At 69.0% G+C, this 18042-nt stretch carries 16 protein-coding genes and 1 pseudogene; 6 read left to right on the top strand and 11 right to left on the bottom strand.

Going from position 1 to position 18042, the window contains the following annotated elements; genetic code table 11:
- Positions 1 to 453 precede the first annotated feature (453 nt).
- Entirely contained in the window at positions 454 to 705 is a 252-nt protein-coding gene (locus GXW83_RS15220) for a hypothetical protein (protein WP_182443627.1), read from the top strand.
- Between the two features lie 168 nt (positions 706 to 873).
- On the opposite strand, the gene GXW83_RS15215 is transcribed toward GXW83_RS15220, so the two are convergent.
- The 3 genes from GXW83_RS15215 to GXW83_RS15205 form a co-directional block, all read right to left on the bottom strand.
- Positions 874 to 1182 (bottom strand): helix-turn-helix domain-containing protein, encoded by a 309-nt coding sequence (locus GXW83_RS15215; RefSeq protein ID WP_182443626.1) that lies wholly within the window; start codon positions 1180 to 1182, stop codon positions 874 to 876.
- 109 nt (positions 1183 to 1291) lie between these two features.
- The gene (locus GXW83_RS15210) at positions 1292 to 1477 is read right to left on the bottom strand and encodes a hypothetical protein (protein WP_182443625.1); all 186 of its coding nucleotides are present in this window, start codon (positions 1475 to 1477) and stop codon (positions 1292 to 1294) included.
- A 101-nt stretch (positions 1478 to 1578) separates the two neighbouring features.
- On the bottom strand, positions 1579 to 2184 hold the full coding sequence (locus GXW83_RS15205; RefSeq protein WP_034090753.1) for a TetR/AcrR family transcriptional regulator: 606 nt from the start codon (positions 2182 to 2184) through the stop codon (positions 1579 to 1581).
- Positions 2185 to 2272: 88 nt separating this feature from the next.
- On the opposite strand from GXW83_RS15205, the gene GXW83_RS15200 reads away from it, so the two are divergent.
- From GXW83_RS15200 to GXW83_RS15180, 5 genes and pseudogenes are all read left to right on the top strand, one after another.
- Positions 2273 to 3025, top strand: a complete 753-nt coding sequence (locus GXW83_RS15200) for an SDR family NAD(P)-dependent oxidoreductase (protein WP_182443624.1) — start codon at positions 2273 to 2275, stop codon at positions 3023 to 3025.
- 196 nt (positions 3026 to 3221) lie between these two features.
- The gene (locus GXW83_RS15195) at positions 3222 to 4142 is read left to right on the top strand and encodes an SDR family NAD(P)-dependent oxidoreductase (RefSeq protein ID WP_182443623.1); all 921 of its coding nucleotides are present in this window, start codon (positions 3222 to 3224) and stop codon (positions 4140 to 4142) included.
- 10 nt (positions 4143 to 4152) lie between these two features.
- A pseudogene (locus GXW83_RS15190) lies at positions 4153 to 4666 on the top strand (MarR family winged helix-turn-helix transcriptional regulator).
- Positions 4667 to 4670: 4 nt separating this feature from the next.
- Positions 4671 to 5363 (top strand): TetR/AcrR family transcriptional regulator, encoded by a 693-nt coding sequence (locus GXW83_RS15185; protein WP_225447003.1) that lies wholly within the window; start codon positions 4671 to 4673, stop codon positions 5361 to 5363.
- Positions 5364 to 5770: 407 nt separating this feature from the next.
- Positions 5771 to 6286, top strand: a complete 516-nt coding sequence (locus tag GXW83_RS15180) for an NUDIX domain-containing protein (RefSeq protein ID WP_160312309.1) — start codon at positions 5771 to 5773, stop codon at positions 6284 to 6286.
- A gap of 104 nt (positions 6287 to 6390) precedes the next feature.
- Here GXW83_RS15180 and GXW83_RS15175 read toward each other — a convergent pair whose 3' ends face one another.
- The 8 genes from GXW83_RS15175 to GXW83_RS34015 form a co-directional block, all read right to left on the bottom strand.
- Positions 6391 to 6810: a hypothetical protein gene (locus GXW83_RS15175; protein WP_063771587.1), complete on the bottom strand. Its 420-nt coding sequence runs from the start codon at positions 6808 to 6810 to the stop codon at positions 6391 to 6393.
- Entirely contained in the window at positions 6810 to 9125 is a 2316-nt protein-coding gene (locus tag GXW83_RS15170) for a hypothetical protein (RefSeq protein ID WP_052069900.1), read from the bottom strand. Before GXW83_RS15170 ends, GXW83_RS15175 begins: the two co-directional genes overlap by 1 nt.
- A complete protein-coding gene (locus tag GXW83_RS15165) occupies positions 9122 to 10900 on the bottom strand; it encodes a hypothetical protein (protein WP_182443622.1) in 1779 nt (592 codons plus the stop codon). Before GXW83_RS15165 ends, GXW83_RS15170 begins: the two co-directional genes overlap by 4 nt.
- 167 nt (positions 10901 to 11067) lie before the next feature.
- Positions 11068 to 12525 (bottom strand): recombinase XerD, encoded by a 1458-nt coding sequence (locus GXW83_RS15160; protein WP_225447002.1) that lies wholly within the window; start codon positions 12523 to 12525, stop codon positions 11068 to 11070.
- Positions 12526 to 12829: 304 nt separating this feature from the next.
- Positions 12830 to 13318: a hypothetical protein gene (locus GXW83_RS15155; protein ID WP_182443621.1), complete on the bottom strand. Its 489-nt coding sequence runs from the start codon at positions 13316 to 13318 to the stop codon at positions 12830 to 12832.
- The gene (locus tag GXW83_RS15150; RefSeq protein WP_182443620.1) at positions 13293 to 15500 is read right to left on the bottom strand and encodes a hypothetical protein; all 2208 of its coding nucleotides are present in this window, start codon (positions 15498 to 15500) and stop codon (positions 13293 to 13295) included. Before GXW83_RS15150 ends, GXW83_RS15155 begins: the two co-directional genes overlap by 26 nt.
- Positions 15497 to 17203, bottom strand: coding sequence for a hypothetical protein (locus tag GXW83_RS15145; protein WP_182443619.1), 1707 nt, complete (start codon positions 17201 to 17203; stop codon positions 15497 to 15499). The genes GXW83_RS15150 and GXW83_RS15145 overlap by 4 nt, the downstream gene beginning before the upstream one ends.
- Positions 17203 to 17973 carry a hypothetical protein gene (locus tag GXW83_RS34015; protein ID WP_225447001.1) on the bottom strand — a complete coding sequence of 257 codons (771 nt, stop codon included), beginning with the start codon at positions 17971 to 17973 and terminating at the stop codon, positions 17203 to 17205. The genes GXW83_RS15145 and GXW83_RS34015 overlap by 1 nt, the downstream gene beginning before the upstream one ends.
- Between the last annotated feature and the right edge of the window lie 69 nt (positions 17974 to 18042).

The following is an 18042-nucleotide window of genomic DNA, read 5'->3' as shown; positions in this document are numbered from 1 at the left end:
ACCCGCGTTCGGAATGTCCCCTGCCGGTATGTCCGCCTGGGGTTCTTCCCGTTGTCACTTTTCGGGGCCACTGCATTCCGTCTCATAGACTCGTCCCCTGCGACGCTCCGGTGGCCCGCTCCCCAACGTTCACTGGACTGGCCCGACTCGCCTTCAGTCGGCGTAGGTCGGGACCCGGTCCTGCCCTGGGGGCGCCTGACTGAGGCTCGGGCTCTCTGCTTTCTGCGATCCCCGCGGGCCCCTGGTGGTTCTGGCGGGCGACGTCGACAGGCTGCACCGGCGCACCTGGTCCCCGTCGTGGGCCTGGTGCGCCGGTCGCAGCAGCCCGCGTTGCGGGGTGGGGCCTACTGGTGGGCGATGCCGCGGGTGCCGGCGAAGCCGGGGACGCTTCCGCGCCGACCGCGCCATCAGCGGGCACCGGCCAGCGCTCAGGACACGGCGGGGGCCGACGCAGTGGCCGAGCCGCAGCTGCTGGATCCTTGGCTGGACGCCGATCACCCCGAGTACCTTCCGCCACGGAGTCTCGCCGACGCCTACCGACGCTTCCGCTACCACCCAGACCCGGGCCGACGCCGTCGCTTCCGGATCCTGTTCCCCATGGTCAGCGTCCTCGCCGCACTGATCGCTGTCCTGGCCGTGGAGTTGATCGTCCTGGTTGGCCTCTGCTTGATCCTGGCGATCCAGGACCTCGTGTCCCTGATGTGAGGTGCCGTCAGGACTCGCTACTGCTGCCCCTGCTGAACGTGGCGCCTACGAGCCCGCCGACGGCGATGCCGCATCAGCCTCTGCCGCGCTGCACCGGCCATCCGCGACCGGTGTCGCCCCTGCTGGGCAAGACGTCTGGGGGCACTACCGAGACGACGGTCGGTCTGCTCAGCGTGTGACGGCAGCACGGTCATCTGCGGACTGGCGCTGCCGAGGCGAGCGTCCGGCATTTGCTTTGGGTCGGTCAACCAGCCCCGGGATCTCCTGGTACAGGGTCACCCTGGAGACGCCCAGCGCCTTCGCCACTCCAGAGATCGTCTGCTTGGGGTCAGCCAGCAGTTCGGTCGCCCGGGCCACCACCTCCTCAACCCGCGCACGCTGCTTGTCGGTCCGGCCGCGCGGCGCGACGGGCCTACCGCTCACCCCGGGGACCTCGTAGTACAGGAGAGCCTTGGAGACACCCAGGATCCTGGCCACACCCGTGATCGTCTGCGCGGGGTCTGCCAGCAGTTCGGCGGCCTGCGCGATCTGCTCGGCGGTCAGCTTGCGGGGCGGCTGCAGCGGATCGAGGCATCCCTGGCCGAGGTCAGTCCGCGGTCTGTCCGGCAGGCATGAGGTGGGTGGTCCACTTCACCTCGATGCGCGAGACGCGCCAGAACCCCAGGGCGAAGACCCAGGTGGCGACGAACAGGCCCACGATGACGAATCTGATGGTGCTCAGGTCCATCCAGCCGACGTAGTTGATGAGGATCTCGGATTCAAAGAGCCCCACCCCCGGCACCTTCGGGAGAGGGACGCCGCCGGGGCAGCCGCGGGGACGCCCACGGGTGACTTGTCCAGGTATCACTGACGGCCCCAGGCCGATGGTTAGTCTCAAGTCTGGATGGCAAGGGCGAGGAGGGTGTCGACCGCGACTTCGAAGGGGCGCGTGCTCCGTTGTACCTGGGCGAGGAGAAGTCCCCCTTGGAGGGTGGCGAGCATGGTGGTGGCGAGGGCGTCCCGGTCGATGCCGGGCGCGAGCTTCCCGTCGGCATGAAGCGACCTGAGTCCTTCGCTGATGACGGTTGACCACTGCTCGAATCCGGCGGCGATGAGGGCTCGGGCCTCGGGGTCGCTCTCGGCGAGTTGGCCGCCGAGCGAACCCAGTGGGCAGCCGCCCTTGGCCTGGCCGTGCGTCACCCCGGCGATCAGCATGTTCCGCCAGGCTGCGACTCCGTCGTCGCTGCCGAGTGCCTGTCGGTTGTGGTCGACGAGCGTGTCGGCCTGGTAGCCGATGACCGCCTGCAGGAGCTCGTTCTTGTCGGGGAAGTAGTGGTAGAGCTGCGAACCGCTGACCTCCGCTGCCACCTTGACGTCTTCCAGGGTGGTACCCGCTACCCCGCGCTCGTGGATCAGGGCCGCAGCCCCTTCCACGATCCGCGCCCGGACGCGTTCACCCTTCGGCGTGAGCCGCGGCCGATCGTTCGCCTTGTTCACCATGCACCCATAGTAGCGATTCTGAGTTTGACAGCCCAGTCCGATCGGATCAGACTGAGTTGTGTAACCCACTTTGAGGAGGAAACAGCGCATGCCTGCTGACCTGAAGGACAGAACCGCACTCGTCACCGGGTCCACGAGCGGGATCGGCAAGGCGACCGCCCTGGCCCTCGCCGCCCGCGGCGCCCACGTCCTGGTTGTCGGACGCAACGCAGAACGAGCCGAGCGGGTCGTGGCCGAGATCGAAGCCGGCGGAGGAAGGGCGTCGTTCCGGCTCACCACGCTGGGAGGCCTGGAATCCGTGCAGGACCTGGCGCGATGGGCCACCGAGGCCGGCGACGGGCACGTCGACATCCTCGTCAACAACGCCGGAGTCGCCTTGCTGGGACCGAGCGACGCCGCGACCGAAACAGAGTTCGACGAGACCTTCGGACTCAACGTCAAGGTCCCGTTCTTCCTCGTCGCGGCCCTGGCACCCGCGATGGCCGAGCGCGGATGGGGCTCGATCGTCAATGTCAGCACGATGGTCGCCAGCTTCGGACAGCCCGGCATGGCGATGTACGGCGCCAGCCGAGCGGCCCTCGAACTCCTGACGAAGGCATGGGCCGCCGAATACGGCCCGCGTGGCGTACGCGTGAACGCCGTCGCCCCCGGCCCCACGCGCACCGCGATGACCGAAGGCATCCCCGACGAGATGGTCAACTACCTCGCAAGCCTCGCACCAGCAGGTCGCGTAGCCGAGCCCGAGGAACTCGCCTCCGCGATCGCCTTCCTGGCCAGCGACGATGCCAGCTTCATCCACGGCGTCACCGTTCCCGTCGACGGAGGCCGCGTAGCGACCTGACGCCAGCCGCGGCGTCCGAGTGCCTGAGCCCCCTTCGCTTCGGGCGGAACCCGACGTCCAAAGTCAGGGGCGCGCGGGAGCGGCAGCCGAGCCCTCGACTATGAAGCCGCGTGACTCGCCAACGGAGCACCGGCCCCGCGACGCAGCAAGAGCCGTCCCACCTGAACAGCCCCACCGAAGATGAGAGGGAATCCCGATGAGCACACTCCCGGGAAAGACCGTGATGATCACGGGCGCCAACGTCGGGATCGGCAAGGACGTGGCCCGGCAACTGGCCTTGCGGCCGGAGACGGCCCGCATCTACCTGGCCTGCCGCAACCAGGACCGGGCGAGGGCGGCAAAGGCCGAGCTCGAAGCCGCCACCGGCCGGCGCATCTTCGACATCGTCGTCATGGACGTCGCCGATCTGGACTCGGTCCGAGCTGGCCTTGAGGCCGTCGACGGATCCGTCGACGCGCTGGTCATGAACGCCGGCGTCATCGGCCCGCAGTCGATGGCGTTGACCTCCGACGGGGTCACCAACGTCTTCGCGACGAACGTTCTCGGCCACGTCGTCCTCCTCGAAGGACTCCTGGCCGAAGGGCGGCTCGGCGAGGTCGCGGTCCTCGCCGGAAGCGAAGCAGCCAGGGGACTTCCGATGCTGCGGATGCAACGGCCCTCCTTCGCCTCGACCTCTGCCGACGAACTCGCCACCGTCATCGACGGCAGCTACTTCGCCGACGGGAAGACCGACTTCAACCTCGCCTTCGGGCAGGCCAAGTACATCGGGGCCCTCTGGATGGCCTACCTGGCCCGCCAACACCCCGACCGCCGCCTGATCACCGTGAGCCCCGGCGCCACCACCGGCACCCAAGCCTCCAACGACATCGCCCTACCGCTGCGCATGGCGTCCAAGTACGTCCTGCCCGCCCTGGGGATCTCCCACAAGCTCGAGGCCGGCGCGAAGCGACTGGTCGACGGTGTCACCGACCCGGCCCTGTCCAGCGGCGTGTTCTACGCCAGCGCGGCCAACAAGCTGAAGGGCCCTCTGGTCGACCAGGCGGACATCTTCCCCGACCTGGCCAACCCCTCGTTCCAGGACCACGCCAACGAGGCCATCCACCGCTTCATCAAGTAAAGGAAATCGCATGACGGTTGCCCGGCCGGGGGACACGCTCCGCCTTGACCTCGATGAGACAGAACAGGGCCCGGACGGGTCGCCCGGCAGCGCAACCGTCGACGATCTCCGACTCGACCTCCAGGTCTGCTTCGCCGTACACGCCACGGCCCGGGCCTTTGACCGCACCTACCGCCCCCTGCTGGCCGGGCTAGGGCTCACCTACCCGCAGTACCTGGTCATGCTCGTGCTCTGGGAGCACGGCGATCTGCCCGTGAAGAGTCTCGGCGAACTGCTCTCGCTGGACTCGGGCACGCTCTCACCGCTGCTGAAGCGCATGGAGGGCGCCGGCCTGGTCCTGCGAGCGCAGCCCGCAGGACGAGCGTTCGGTGATCGTCAGCCTGACGGCCGAGGGCCGCTCCCTGTGGACAGCCGCCAAGGAGGTTCCTCGCCAGATCGCCGTAGCCAGCGGCCTCACCGCCGCCAAGGGCGCCGAACTGCGCCACAGCCTGGAGCGAATGACAGCAGTTCTGGACGGCAGCTGAACCCATGGACCAGCCGACACCTGCAAGCCAGACGGACCGCATGGACCGGGCGGACGCGGCCCGCGAGCCCACACCCAGGACAGCGCGGAGATTCACGGCGAAGGGCCTGGCAACCCGCGCTCGCATCATCTCTGCCGCCGCCGAGCTGGTGTCCGCCCGCGGCGTGGCCCGCACCGGCATCGAGGACGTCCAGCAACGAGCGGGTGTCAGCGCATCGCAGCTCTACCACTACTTCACCGACAAGGACGACCTGATCCGGGCCGTGATCGCCCACCAGACCGACGGCATCCTGGCCGCACAGAGGCCCGTCCTCGACGAACTCGACAGCTTCGACAACCTCTACCGGTGGCGTGACCTGCTCGTCGACCTGCAAGAGCAGCGCAACTGCGTCGGCGGCTGTTCAATCGGATCCATCGCGGCCGAGCTGGCCGACAACGACCCCCACGCACGAGCAGACCTCGTCGACAGCTTCGAACGATGGCAGGCCCCGATCCGCGAGGGCCTGGCCCGCATGCGCACCCGAGGCGACCTGCGCCCGGACGCCGACACGGACGCCCTCGCCCTGGCCCTGCTCGTCGCACTCCAGGGCGGACTCCTCCTCACCCAGACCCGCCGCAACACCACCCCCCTGCGCACCGGCCTCGACGCCGTCCTGACCCACATCCGTACCTACGCGACCGAGAACACCAGCCGCTAGCGGCCGGCGAGCTTCCAGCGGGTGCCGCCTTCACCGACGAAGAGCTGTACACCGCCTGCCAGTACCTGGGCACCAAACAGAACAGCGAGGTCCGCGAGCGCATCCGCGACGGACGCAGGCCCACCAAGCCGATGCGGCAGGCGCTGGCCTGGGCGCTGTGGGAGATCACCCATCCGGAGTGGACCCGCACCCTGTGGTACTGGGTCGGCCAGTACAGAGTCTCCGCCACCGCGGTGTTCCGATGCCAAGAGCTCAATGCCCAGAAGGAAGGAACAGATCTACGTACGCCTGAGCCGCGTCGTCGGGTAGGACGCATGCTCCTCAGGATCATCGGAGGCCCGATTGTCGGTGGCGACTGAGACGCTGTGTAGCCACTTCGGTGCTTCAGGTGATGATGGGGAGTGAGTGTGGCACAGCAGAGCAGCAGCGAGACCGCCGTACAGGATGGTGCGGCGGTAGCGGAACCGGGTCGGGGCGAGCAGGAGAACGGGGTGGGGGTGCACCTGGTCCTCCTCTCCGAGGGAAGGGTCCTGCTCGGACAGCGCCTGAACACCACATACGCCGAGGGGAAGTACCACCTTCCCGCCGGCCACGTGGAGGCGGTGCCCGGGGAGTCTCTGGCCGCCTGCGCCCGGCGGGAGGCCGATGAGGAGCTGGGCATCGGCATCGACCGGGACGCTCTGGAGCTTGTCCACGTCCACCACAGCCACGACCTGGACGACGGCCGCAACCGAGTCCAGGTCTTCTTCCGCGTGCGCAGCTGGACCGGGCGGATCCGCACCGCCGAGCCGGACAAGTGCGCTGGCTGGGAGTGGCACCCGCTGGACGACCTGCCCGAACCCATTGTCGACTACACCGCCCAGGCTCTGGGCGCCATCCGCAGAGGCACCGCCTACAGCGAGGACGGCTGGTCGACACCGTAGGCGTCCAGGTCGGCCCTTCCCCAGGGGGCTGAGCCCCGCCGGGTGTTGTGCACGGTGGCCACGGTCTGCGTTCCGGTGACGGCCCCGCGGATTCGTGGCGGCCGTCACCGCCCGCGCGGGGCCCGGCGCTCGGAGAGCACCGCTACTTGGTCCGTCGCCTGCTTGCTCAGCTTGGCCTTCAGCCCGCGGTTCTCGTGGTAGAGGTTGGCCGTCACCGTGGCCAGCGCGTCGAGCTTGCCCTGGAGTTCTCCCGCCCGGGCGGTCGCCTCGCGTAGGCGCCTCTTCAGCTCGGCGATCGTCTCGTCACGTTGGACTTCGCCGGGGGTGCGGAGCACCGGGGTGGTGACGTGGCTGTTCCACTCAGCCAGGACCTGCTCGGCGCGGTGGACGGTGGCGTGGCTGACGCCGGCTTCGCGGGCGAGGTTCTCCTTGGTCAAGGCGCCGTCGCTGTTGCGGGGCTGGCCGGCCAGGAGGCGGGCCATCGCCTCGCGCAGCTTGGTGTCGGTGGCGGCGGAGACCGGCATCAGGAGGTCGCTTTCATCTTGTCGAACTGGGCGTTGGTGCTGCGGACGTCGGCGAGCCTGGCCTCGGCCTGCTCGCGCAGGTACTTGGAGAGCTTGGTCGTCAGGAGGCCGAGCAGCTGTGCCTCCTCCATCCGCCAGACTTTCTCGTGGGCCGGGGTGAGGACGGAGTTGCGGCAGCGCGCGGGCTGGCAGGCTCCCAGGAGTGGGGACTGGCCGCGCTGGTCGGCGGGGAGTTGGTTCTGGCACTCGGCGGTGGAGGCGTTCCACAGGCAGTGGTTGACCGTGCCGAGGTGCAGGTTCGCGAACTCGCCCTGCAGCAGGGTGGCCTGCAGGCGTTCGTCGGCGATCTGGGCGCGGAGCACCGGATCGTCCGCGAGGAGGTTATTGATCTTGTCGAGGCTGGCGTGGAACCGAGCCGCTGCCGGTCCGACGGCGATGGTCTGGCCCAGGCGGCGGTCCTGGAGCAGTGCCACGAGCTTCTTGGCGGCGGAGCGTTCCATCTGGTTGTCGAACTCCTTGGCCCATCTCGTGTCGGCCTTGCCGTAGGAGAGGGTGAGGCGGTTGGACAGGGCCCGGCCTGCGGCGTGCTTGAGCTGGATGCCCAGGGCGATCTCGCCGTCCGGCTCCTGAGCGGCGAGGACGGCCATCGTGCGGCGGAACATGTGCGGGCGCACGTAGGCCGGTGGGATCTCCTCCAGGCCGGTGTGATGCCGGTTGGCGTTGACCGTGGCGATGAAGTCGTCGATGTCGGTGTGGACCGCGTAGCCTCCGCCGTCCTGGCCGAGGGCTGGGGTCAGCGAGGTGAAGACCCGGGTCTCGTGCCAGGTGATCTGCTCCGCGACGGCGAGGGTCTGGGCGACGGGTTCGATGATCCACCAGTGTTGGTGCGGGCGGGCCTGGTCGTGCTTCACCTTGCGGGACCTGATCGCGGGGGCGCCGTAGTGCTGCGTGACGGCGCCCCGCGCGATCTCCTGGATTTCGCTGGTGCGCATCGCCGTGAGGGCGGCCACGAACACGTAGCAGGCGGCACGCAGCATGCGGATGGTCATGCCGTCCTCGTTGGGCCGGGTCCGCGCTGGGTCCTGCGCGGCCTCCACGATCCACGCTCGCCGCTGTTCGATCCCGGACCGCTGGCAGTGCAGCGGTCCGTAGACGGTCTCGACTCCGTAGACCAGTCTGCTGATCTCGTTCCAGTTGGGCTTTCCTGCCCAGTCCACGTTGGCATCCGCCGGGTGCATCGGGATGATGTTGGCGGGGTCGGCCAGCCAGCGCTTGAGTGCCTCGTCGCCAGCGTCCGGCAGCTGCCGGCGCTCAGTGGCCTCGTCCGGGCGGTAGGGGCGGTGGATGGCGCGGTCGAACGCGTAGGTCCGGCCGGTCTCGGCGATCCAGTGCAGGATCCGGGCCTGGCGGGCGCGGCCGGCACCGGGTGCGAGGAAGAGCGTCGGTCGGCGTGACTGCTGCACTTGGCGGCTAATCTCGTTCCACATGGGCTCGCCCGCGGCGACGGTCCCGCGGGCCCTGCCGGTCACCGGAATGCGAGTCTCGGGGTCAGCCAGCCATGCCTCCAGCAGCCGATCAGGTGTTCTGAGGGACCACTCCGTCTGCTGCGGGTGTGGTGCCTGCTTGAGATCGCGACGGGCCAGGATCGTCGGGGCGAAGCGGTCGATGTAGGCCCATGCTGCCCGCAGCAGCGGCCACCAGATCTCGGGCGGGATCGGCACGGTGGACAGGTCGTCGCTGTAGGGGCTGTCGGCTACCTCGCTGGCGGTCTTGCCCGGCCAGGGGTCGCTGAAGGTGGAGATGCCGGTCAGGACCGGGGCGAAGGTCACCAGGTGCCGGACGACCGACACGTAGCGGCGGACGTTGCTGGGGCTGGTGATCTCGGCTCGGTCGTCGATGAAGGCCTGCCAGTCCTCGGTGCGCCAGCGGCCGAAGTCGTCCAGGAGTCCCTGTTCCTCCCCCCATCGCGCGAGGATGGCCACCACGCCGGACTTGTCCACTGCGGAGGCCATCGCCCACTGATTGGCCTTCAGGAAGATCCCGGCGCGGCGAAGCGCGGAGTGTGTGGGGTTGAGCAGGCAGAACGCGACTTCCCGAACCAGCAGGTTCTGGCGCGGTTCGGCGGGCAGGGGGATCGACCAGCGCGCGGGGACGCGGCTGGCCGGCCGCCGCACGTTGGTGGCGGGCCAGGCGTCGGTGCGCGCGAAGGTCGGCCCGACCCTGTCGGGGATCTGTCCGGGCAGGCTGGCGAAGACGGGCTCGTCGTCCGAAAACGTTGCCGAGGCCAGGTGGTGCTCGTGGGCTGGGGTGGTCATCGGTCGTACTCCGTTCGCATGCCCAGCGGCAGACTGAGGTTGACGCCCTGTTCGGCGATGGCGGCCCGCTCGGCGGGGATGTGCTCGGCCAACTCTGCGAAGACCGACGCGAGGGCGGCGGACTGCTTGCCCCAGACCGCGGTCCAGGTGGTCGGGGCGAGGACGTTGCGCATGTGCTCGATGTGGTCGACCAGCAGCAGTTGCTGCGGGAGCTGGGAGACGAACAGCACGGCGTTGGGGCAGATCATGCACATCGCCGGCGCGACGTGGCAGAGCTTGCCAGGGGTGCTGTGGGGAGAGTCGAGCGGGTCCTTGCAGTTACTCACACCCATGTCGAGAACGCCGTCGCGCAGTTCGATACCCTGCTCGGCGCTCACGCCGAGAGCCGAGGCGACCTCGGGCTCGCCGAGTCTGGCCTGTTCGGTGGGCAGCACGAGAGTGGGCCGCCCGCTGATCTTGTCGAACACCTTGGACTGCGCGCGGTTCATCGCCGCTGCGGCCAGCACGTGGGCGGTGGTGCCGTGGGCGTAGTGGCGCTGGAAGACCTGGACCGTGTGGTCATCGCCAGCCAGGTCGGTGAGCGTGCCTCCCAGAGCGACCACCCGGGTCGTCTTCGAGGTCTTGCGGATCCGGCGGATGTCATGCGGCTGAGTCACCCCGTCCGGGAACGGACGTCCCGGCCCGGTGCGGGCAGCGATCCAGTGCGTCAACCGGCGGCCGGGGTCGATGAAAGTGGCCCGCGCAGGCTCCATGCGAACCCCGTGCCGCATCTCGACCGCTGTGAACAGCCACTCCTGCGTGGCATACGCCTCTCGGGTCATCGCGCCGGCTTCGACGAGGCGGCGCAGCAGACCGGGCACATCCCATTCGCCGCGGCCGTGGTAGTTCAGCTCACCGACTACCGGGCTGAAGCCCTTCTCCTGGCCGGCCGGATGGAAGTCCGCGCGGACCCGGTCGGCGCGGTACTTGGCCTGGACGACGCGCACGCCTTCCGCGTTGAACTCCAGGTCGGGCACCCGCAGAGCGTGGATCTCGTCCGAGGTGCAGTCGGTCATCGCCAAGAGCAGCAGGATCCGGAACGCGTGCAGATCGGCTTCTCGGGGATACAGCGCCCAGTGCAGTGCGCGGAGCAGGCCGCCCACGCCGCGGTAGCCCGCGCCGAAGTCGGCCAGGAAGTCGCGAAGGTGCTCCGGCCAGTAGCGGACGTGCGAGGGAAACTGGGCCTGGAGCCCGGCGATGCTCAGCAGGCCGTGGCGCGCGGCCCAGACCAGGTTGGGCAGCTCCTGCCAGCCGTACTCGCGCGGGTCGTCTCCCGTCGCGAGGAGCTCGCGGCCGTGGGCCAGCCGCTTCTCCAAGCCCCTCAGGGCGGCTTGGGCCGCTCCCTTCAGTTGCAGTCGCTCGGCATTGGTGAACTCGTCCAGCACCTCGCAGGTGACGCGGCTCAGCCCGGCCGGGGCTTCGGCTCGCCGCCGCAGCCGCTCAGGGACTCGTGGTGCGCGCTGCGCCCAGTGGCTGAGCAGGGCTATCAAGCACCGGTCCAGGCCCCAGGGACGCCGGGAATTCTCCGGGTACTTCGTGAGAAGGTCCTGCTCCCAGCGATAGATGATCTCCGGGAAGTCGATCCGTTCGTCCTCCAGCCGGGCCTGCGCCGGGTCGATGCCCCACTGGCGCATGATCTTGACGGCGAAAGGGACGAAGGAGCGGATGGCCCTGTCGTAGCCGTGGACCGTCTTCAGGTTGTTCTTGCGGTGGTAATCCACCCAGGTGTCGGCCAATTGGGCGGCCAGCAGCGGACTGGCGAACGCGGACGGGTCGATGGCTGCGCGGCACTCCTCGGCGCTGCGGGCGTAGATGACCTCGCGGATCCCGACGGACCCCGCCGGTGCTGGCGCGGGGCGCGGTGGCCGGCTGGTGGTGGTGCGGCGTTCTCCTCGGCGCGGCATCAGCCGCTCCACTCGGACGAGCGCTGCATGGCGAGGTCCGCGAACGTCCGGTCCTGCTCGTTCCAGGCCGCGATGGCCTGAGCGACCAGCAGGTTCGTCCTCTTCTTGTACGTCAGGTACCTCATCGTAGACTCTGGCCGACGATGTCCAAGCAGCTGCATCAGGGTGAGGAACGCGTTGCGGGACTGGTGGTCAGCGGCGTAGGTCGGCACCCGGCCGTTGCGGGCGAACTCCGCGGCGTCCTGCTCGCGCAGGATCTCCGTCATCATCTCCAGCATGTAGACCGCGAAGGTGTGGCGAAGGTCGTGGATCCGCGTGACCCGGGGCAGCTCCACCTTGACCCCGAACTCGACCGCCAGGCGTTCGGCACGCAACTGGGCATCGGTGAAGACCTGCTCCCACCGCTGACCGCTCAGCATCAGTCCGGTGCGGCCGATGTACAGGGCCATCGCTTCGAGGCCATGGTCGCCCTCGAAGACCGTGATCCGGCGCGTCGGCTCGTCCATGGCAGAGATCGCGAACGACCTGCGCTGGCCGTGCAGAATGCCGCTGACCTTCATCTGCCGGGTATCGATGTCCGTCACGATGAAAAGCTGCTCGCGTCGGCGCCACAGGTTCCCAGCCGCCCCGCGCACGGCGGCAACACGCTCCGTCTTCCGATACCAGTCGATCTCGCGCAGCGTCGGGTGCTGAACGTCCACCTTCCGAGGCAGGCCGAACTTCGCGATGGCCTGGAGCTGCACCTCAGCAGTCGACGCGTCACGCCGCGGTGCCCCGACCTCCACGTCGAACAGAGCCCGGAACTCACGCAGCCGCAGACCCGTGGTGATCGAAAGGTTGCAACCCGAGCTGTTGCGCAGCGACTGGCGTGACCGGAACGCCGGATCGACACTTCCATCCGGTAGCAGCCCGCGCAGGCCCACCCGATCGAGCAACCACCACTGGTCGTAGGTCAGGCAGCGAACGGCAAGCTCAGGAACGGCATCGCCCTGCAGCACGTCGCGGCCGTTGGCCTTGCGCAGGTATGGCCGCCGCTCCAGCAGCCCGGTCTCCACGGCCCAGTTGTAGAAGTTGGTGATCGTCGTTCGGTGGCGCCTCCAGGAGGCTGGCCTCATCGGTTCGTCGCGGTACTTCGTGCAGTGGTCGCGGTAGGCCGTGAGGTCGTCCTCGGTGGCGCTCAGGAGGTCGGCGGGCGGATCCAGGGAGGTGAGGAAGTCGTCCAGGCCGAGGAAGTCATAGGCGTAGTCCCGCAGCGACTTGGCCTTGTTGGTCTTGGCCATCTCCTGGAAGAACGAGCTGTGCGGTTCCAGGGGGCGCATGTCCGCGTCGAGGAAGAATGGAGTTCCCTCCTTCACCGCACGGGCGCGCGTGACGTAGTCGACGGCGTCCATGTCGAGAGGGGCCACCACATCGGGGTAGCTCCGCACCTTGTCTCGGGACGTAAAGAAGTAGTCCACCGGGCTCCTTGATACAGCTGGGGAGCCGTGAACCTAACCGATCATGTCGATGGTGCGCGAGGCCAGTGGGGTAGAGCTGAGACATGGACGGTTCCTTGGCATAACCGTAGCTCTTCTTGGCCTTCCGGTGAGCTGGACCGGCGCTGCCGCAGGGATCGCGTTCTCGGCGGTCACCCACGGATTCTGGGACCGCCGGTGGCCGGTGCGCGCGTGGATGGTGTTGACCGGCAGCAGCGAGTTCGCCAAGAACCCGCAGGGCCGATACTGCGTCGACCAGGCTCAACACGTCTTCTGCTTGTGGATCTCAGCGCTCTTGATCACTCTGTTGTGAGCGGTGGTGAAGGTGGACAACACCCTGGTCATCTGCCCGTCGCTGGCCGGGGACGAGGTGATCGGCCTCGGCCAGCTGACGTCGCAGCCGCTGGAGCTCGTCATCCTTGGCCGCCAGCTCGGACAGGACCAGGCTGTGCTTAGCCTTGAGACCGGTGAACTCGGCATGTGTGCGGGCGAGTTTGCTGGTGAGCCGCTCGTTGAGGTCCCGCAGCCGGGCCATGCGGGCCTCACGCGGGTCCGGCTGCTGTCCGGCTGCCCAGGCAGCAGCGCGCCGCTGTTCGAACTCGTCCTTGAGGTGGCCCCAGGTCCGGTAGAGCGCTGCGCGGGAGATCCCCGCCTCCCGGGCGAGGGTCTTGACGTCGCAGGCTCCGCCGACAGGGATCTGCCCGGCCAGTAGCCGGTCGATCGCTGCCCGCAGGCGTCGTTCTGCCTGCTCACGCTGATCCTGGCTCAGTGCCATGGTGTTCGGCCTTCCCTGCCGCGTTGTCGATCTCTTCCAGGACGCGCATCACGCGCTCCTGCTCGGCCAGCAGCCGAGTCTTCTCCCCGGCCGGGAGGCGGGGGCTGGCAAGCAGCGCGGTGCCGTTCGCTGCCGCGGTCTGCCAGACGGGACGGTGGACCAGGTGGTGGGTTGCTTGCGTGCAACGTGCGCTGTCGCACAGCCCAGTCAACGGAGCCACTGCGGATTTGGCGCCCGCGAGCTTGAGACACAGCGCCTTGGCCGGATCCTCGAACCAGCAGTAGTTCGCGAGGGACAGGTGAAGCGTGTCCGCTCTGCGCTGCAGCAGCAGCTCGACCTGCCGGTCGGTGACCACCTTGGCCGCCCCCGGCTCGTGCTTCTCCAGCTCGGTCTCGACGCTGCGGAACTCCGCCAGCAGCGCTTCTGCCCCTGGCCCTGCTGGCAGTTGGCCCTGCTGGTACTGGCGAAACGACTCGACGGTCCGCTGCAGTTTCTCCTTCGCCTCCGCCTGCTTCCACTCACGGTGAAAGACGGCCTGCGCTCCCCCGGGGCGACCGGCGTATCCCTCGCTGGTGGCCACCACCAGGTGCTTGAAGTGGACCTTGGTGGCGAACAGGCCACCAGGCCTGGCAGCCATCTCGACGGAAAGCGTGCGCCGCAGACGGCGCGGATGCACCGGGTCTGCCGGGATCGGCTCCAAGCCCAGGCGCTGGCCAGCTGGGGAACGGACCCAGTTCCTCAGCCAGGTCATCGGCCCGCAGCTCTCGAAACTGGGGAACTTGCCGAACAGCAGCTGTCCGGGCTGGGCGTCAGTGAGTTGTTCGGCGATGCCGATGATGCGGGCGACTTCCTCGATGACGACCCACTCGTCCGGCTCCCCGCCCCAGCGGCGTCCTTTGACGACCTTGCCCACCAGGCGATGGCGTTCCATACCTGTGGCGTCGTCACGGTCGGCGCGGCGGCAGCCGGCGACCACTTCCATCAGCTCACTGGAACGCATTCCGGTCAGGGCCGACGTCGCGATCAGGCAGGCGTGACGGGTGACACCGACAAGGGAGTCCGCGTGCATGTGGGGCAGCGGCAGCGACCACGGAACCATCTCCCCGGTGTCCGCGCGGGGCACTGCGACGGCGTTCCTGCACCAGGCGTACTCGGTTCCCACCGCCGCGACGGCTTCCTCCAGAAGGGGCCGTGTCCGGGACAGCAGCGCATCGTCGAGCCGAAGGTGCCCGGTGGGCACCACGAGCTGCGTGAAGCTGACCTCCAGCAGCGGGTCGCGTGCGTCCCAGCCCCTTCGGCAGCGCTTCATCGACCAGGTCGGATCGAGCCTCGGAAGCGGACGTCCGTCTCGGAGGTATCCGTCCACCACCTCGGCGAGCACGCCAGCGTCGGTGAGATTACGTGGCATCCCCGCCTGGTCCCGGGAGAGGCGGTCCTCTCGCAGTGCTGCCCGCAGGTCCACCTCGTGTGGGCCAAGGACGTCGACCAGGTGCAGACACGCGGTCAGCAGCGGGGACAGCACCCTGTCGTCCAAGGGCGCGGTCTTGATCGGGGCCAGGCGCCCGATCGGGGCACCGGTGACCTGTCCGGCCGTGCTGCTGCCCCAGGGCCGGAACCCTGACCGGTAGCAGTCGGCGGACAGCAGCTCACGGTAGTCGGCGATCTCCTGCATGACGGAGACGATCGACAGCAGTGACTGAGGAGCCTTGTCGCGCAGGACGGCGCCGGTCTTCCGGTCCCGGACGACGCCATGCTGGCGCACGAATCCCTCGCAGTGGTCCTGGGTGACGGCGGCGAGCGTGCTGATGCGGCGCTCGTGCAGCCAGTTCAGCCAGAAGGTGAGGTGGTAGATCCGGGCCTGGACCGTGCGGGGGTGGCGCGGAATGCGGCGGGCGTTCGGCAACGCGAGGACGCGCTCGTCCTGGCTGGCGATCCAGGCCAGAGCGAGTTCCTTGGCGACCACCCGCCAGCTGGGGTGCGTGATCCGGTCGAAGCGCCAGTTCTTCTCCGTCGGCGTCATCTGGACCGGCGCGTCGGCCCAGCCGTCGAAGCACCACACCTCGTCCTCGAAGCGCGGCCGGCGGTGACCCGGCAACCACGTCAGACCCGCGGTCGCCGCGACGTCGCTCCCGGCGAACACGCCCCTTCCGGGCGAGCTGGCAGCAGTGGGCTCGATCGTCACGACGTCATCTCCTCCGCTCGCAGCGGCAACTCCGCGTCCTGGTCCAGAACCTCGCCCTGGGCCGCCGCGACGGCAGGGGCCGCGAAGCGCGGCAGGATCTCGGCAGACAGCCGACGCGCGTAGGGGGCAAGGGTGGCGGCGAACTGCTCGTGCGGCATCTCGCGGAACTGGCGGGCGAAGTATGCCTTGAGGCGAAGCAGATTCGGCAGGTGTCGCGGCGCGAACAGCGCCAGCGGGCAGAGCAGGCAGACCCAGGGCCGGGCCGGACACGGCTTGCCTTTCGGGCCGTGCAGCCCGGCCAGCTGGTCGGTGCAGGCGCCGCTGAACACATCCCGCTCGCCCGACAGAAGCTCAGCCAGCACGCCCTGCTCCAGGCCCAGCCGCCGAACTTCCTGCGGCAGCCGGCTCGCGGTGACCGCGTCATCGACGACCATGGGCGTGATGGCGCGCCGCAGCAGATCGCCCTGGGCGTCTCGCGCGATCTCCTCCACCACGGCCTTCTGAGCCGGCGTCGAGGCCGCGAGGTAGTGGTCGCCCTCGACCTGCGGTGAGTGGTTGGGGTCGATGGTGGCCCGCAGCGACCACTGCCGCTGGCCACGCTCGGCGATGAACGTCGTCCTCAGCCGCCGGCGGTCGATCCAGATCGGGTCACCGGCCTCGGTCTGGAGGTTGTGGTCCAGGGCCCACTTGCGCGTCGCGTAGTTCGCGAAGGTCGCGCATCCCGGCTCGTGCAAGCCTGACATGGTCACCAGCCAGAAGTGGTCTTCCAGGTCGGGGGAGACGTGACTGCGCAGAAGGGCAGAGTGCGCCTGCCAGCGCTCCAGCAGCCGCGAGGCCCGTGCGGGCAGCACCAGGCTCTCGCCCGAGGTGCGGCCCTTGGTGTAGGACAGCAGCGTCGCCTGCTTGCCAGCCCAGCGGATGCCGGAGAGCCGCAGCCCGGCCAGCCCGTCGGGGACGATGCCGGTCCATGCCCCCAGCAGCAGCACGTAGGGAATGGCGTCCGCGTGCGGAGGGAAGAGCGCCGTGCGGACCCGGTGGATGCCCCGGTGCCGGATCTTGAACTCGGCGGCGGTCATCCCCATGTGCTCGGCGACCGTCGCGGCGCGGACCGGCCCGATGCGCTGCAGAAGCCAGGCCGCGTTCGCCTCGCTCCAACCCCCGACGGCCGGATCCTGGCCGCTCGCTGCGAGCCCGATCATGGCCTGGTGCCTTGCCCCGAGCCGGCGGACCTCGCTCTTGCAGAGGTCGATGATCCGGTTCCACTCCTGCGGCTCGTAGGCGGACAGCGGCCCGTTGATCTTCGGTCGCTTGTAGTTGATGCCGAACACCATCTGCCGCACCGGCTCGTCCAGCAGGCGGTGACGCTCGTCCATGGCGCGCAGGATCGTGCGGGTGCGGTACTCGACCAGGTAGTTCGACCGCAGCCAGAACACGTTGAGCGTTGCCCGGGTCAGATCGCCGGCTCCCCCGTGGAAGCCGTCCCTTGCCAGCTCGCGCACCATCCGCCGCATCGTGAACAGGAAACCCATCACCGTGGTGCGCTTGGCGAGCGGACCGTGGGGGTGAACCGAGGCAGCCAGGCCCTCGGCGAGGTCGGCAGCCAGACGAGGGTTGGGCAGGTCGCCGACCGGGAGCACCTCCTCCCCCATTCCGGGAAGCGACAGCCTCAAGGCGAGCGGACCGTGCAGTACTTCGGCCGGCATCAGATCTCCTCCTCGAACTCGGCGTCAGCTTCGCCGACGGCGGCCAGGCCGACGCCTGCGACCGTGCGCTCCCAGGCAGCGTGGTAGATCCGGTGGACGTCCAGCCGCTTGAGGTAGACCTCCGTCGTCACGACACTGGAGTGCCCCAGCAAGTCGCGCAGGATCAGCAGCGGGTCGGCCTTGAGCAGGTAGAGCGCGAGCCCCGAGGTGTCACCGGCGGCGGCTGCGAGCTGGGCCGCCTGCCGGTAGTGGCCTTCCACCAGCTTCTCCAGCGTGGCCATCGCGAAGGTGTGCCGGCATCGGTGCGGTGCGACGTCCGGGAACCGCGGCTCGAACCGGTCACGGATCCGGCGGGCCGTGCGGCGAAACAGCGTCCCCCAGTCCACGAAGGGCCGCCCGCCGTAGCTCAAGGCCAGGAGCAGGGAACCGCCCTCGGGGCCGACCAGCCGCAGGCGTTCTTGCGGACCCAGCGCTGACCAGGACGTGCGCCGACCGTTCACCCGGCCTCCGTAGAAGTCCGCGTCCTCCACCACCAGTGGGTTGCGCGGCCTCCACGAGCCCCGTGCCAGTTCGCGTTCCAGCGCGATGTAGGAGTGCACGTCGGCCAAGGCGTCGTAGTCGATCCAGGTCGTGCGGAACTTGCGGCCCTTGGCCGACCGCTCCGGAACCGCCCACGGGATCGGCACCTCCGTCGGCTCCCTCGGCAGGGGCGGCACCTCGTGGACGAGCAGGTGGGTGAACTCGCGGCTCCGCATCCCAGTGCCCAGCACGAGGCTTCCCATCGCCGCGTTGCGGCCCGGGAACCTGCCGCGGAAAGTGCGGTCCTCCAGCCCGTCCGG

This window comes from Streptacidiphilus sp. PB12-B1b, assembly GCF_014084125.1.
Taxonomy (GTDB): domain Bacteria; phylum Actinomycetota; class Actinomycetes; order Streptomycetales; family Streptomycetaceae; genus Streptacidiphilus.
Note: the sequence above shows the minus strand (reverse complement) of the source record. Positions and strands in the feature narration are given on the sequence as shown.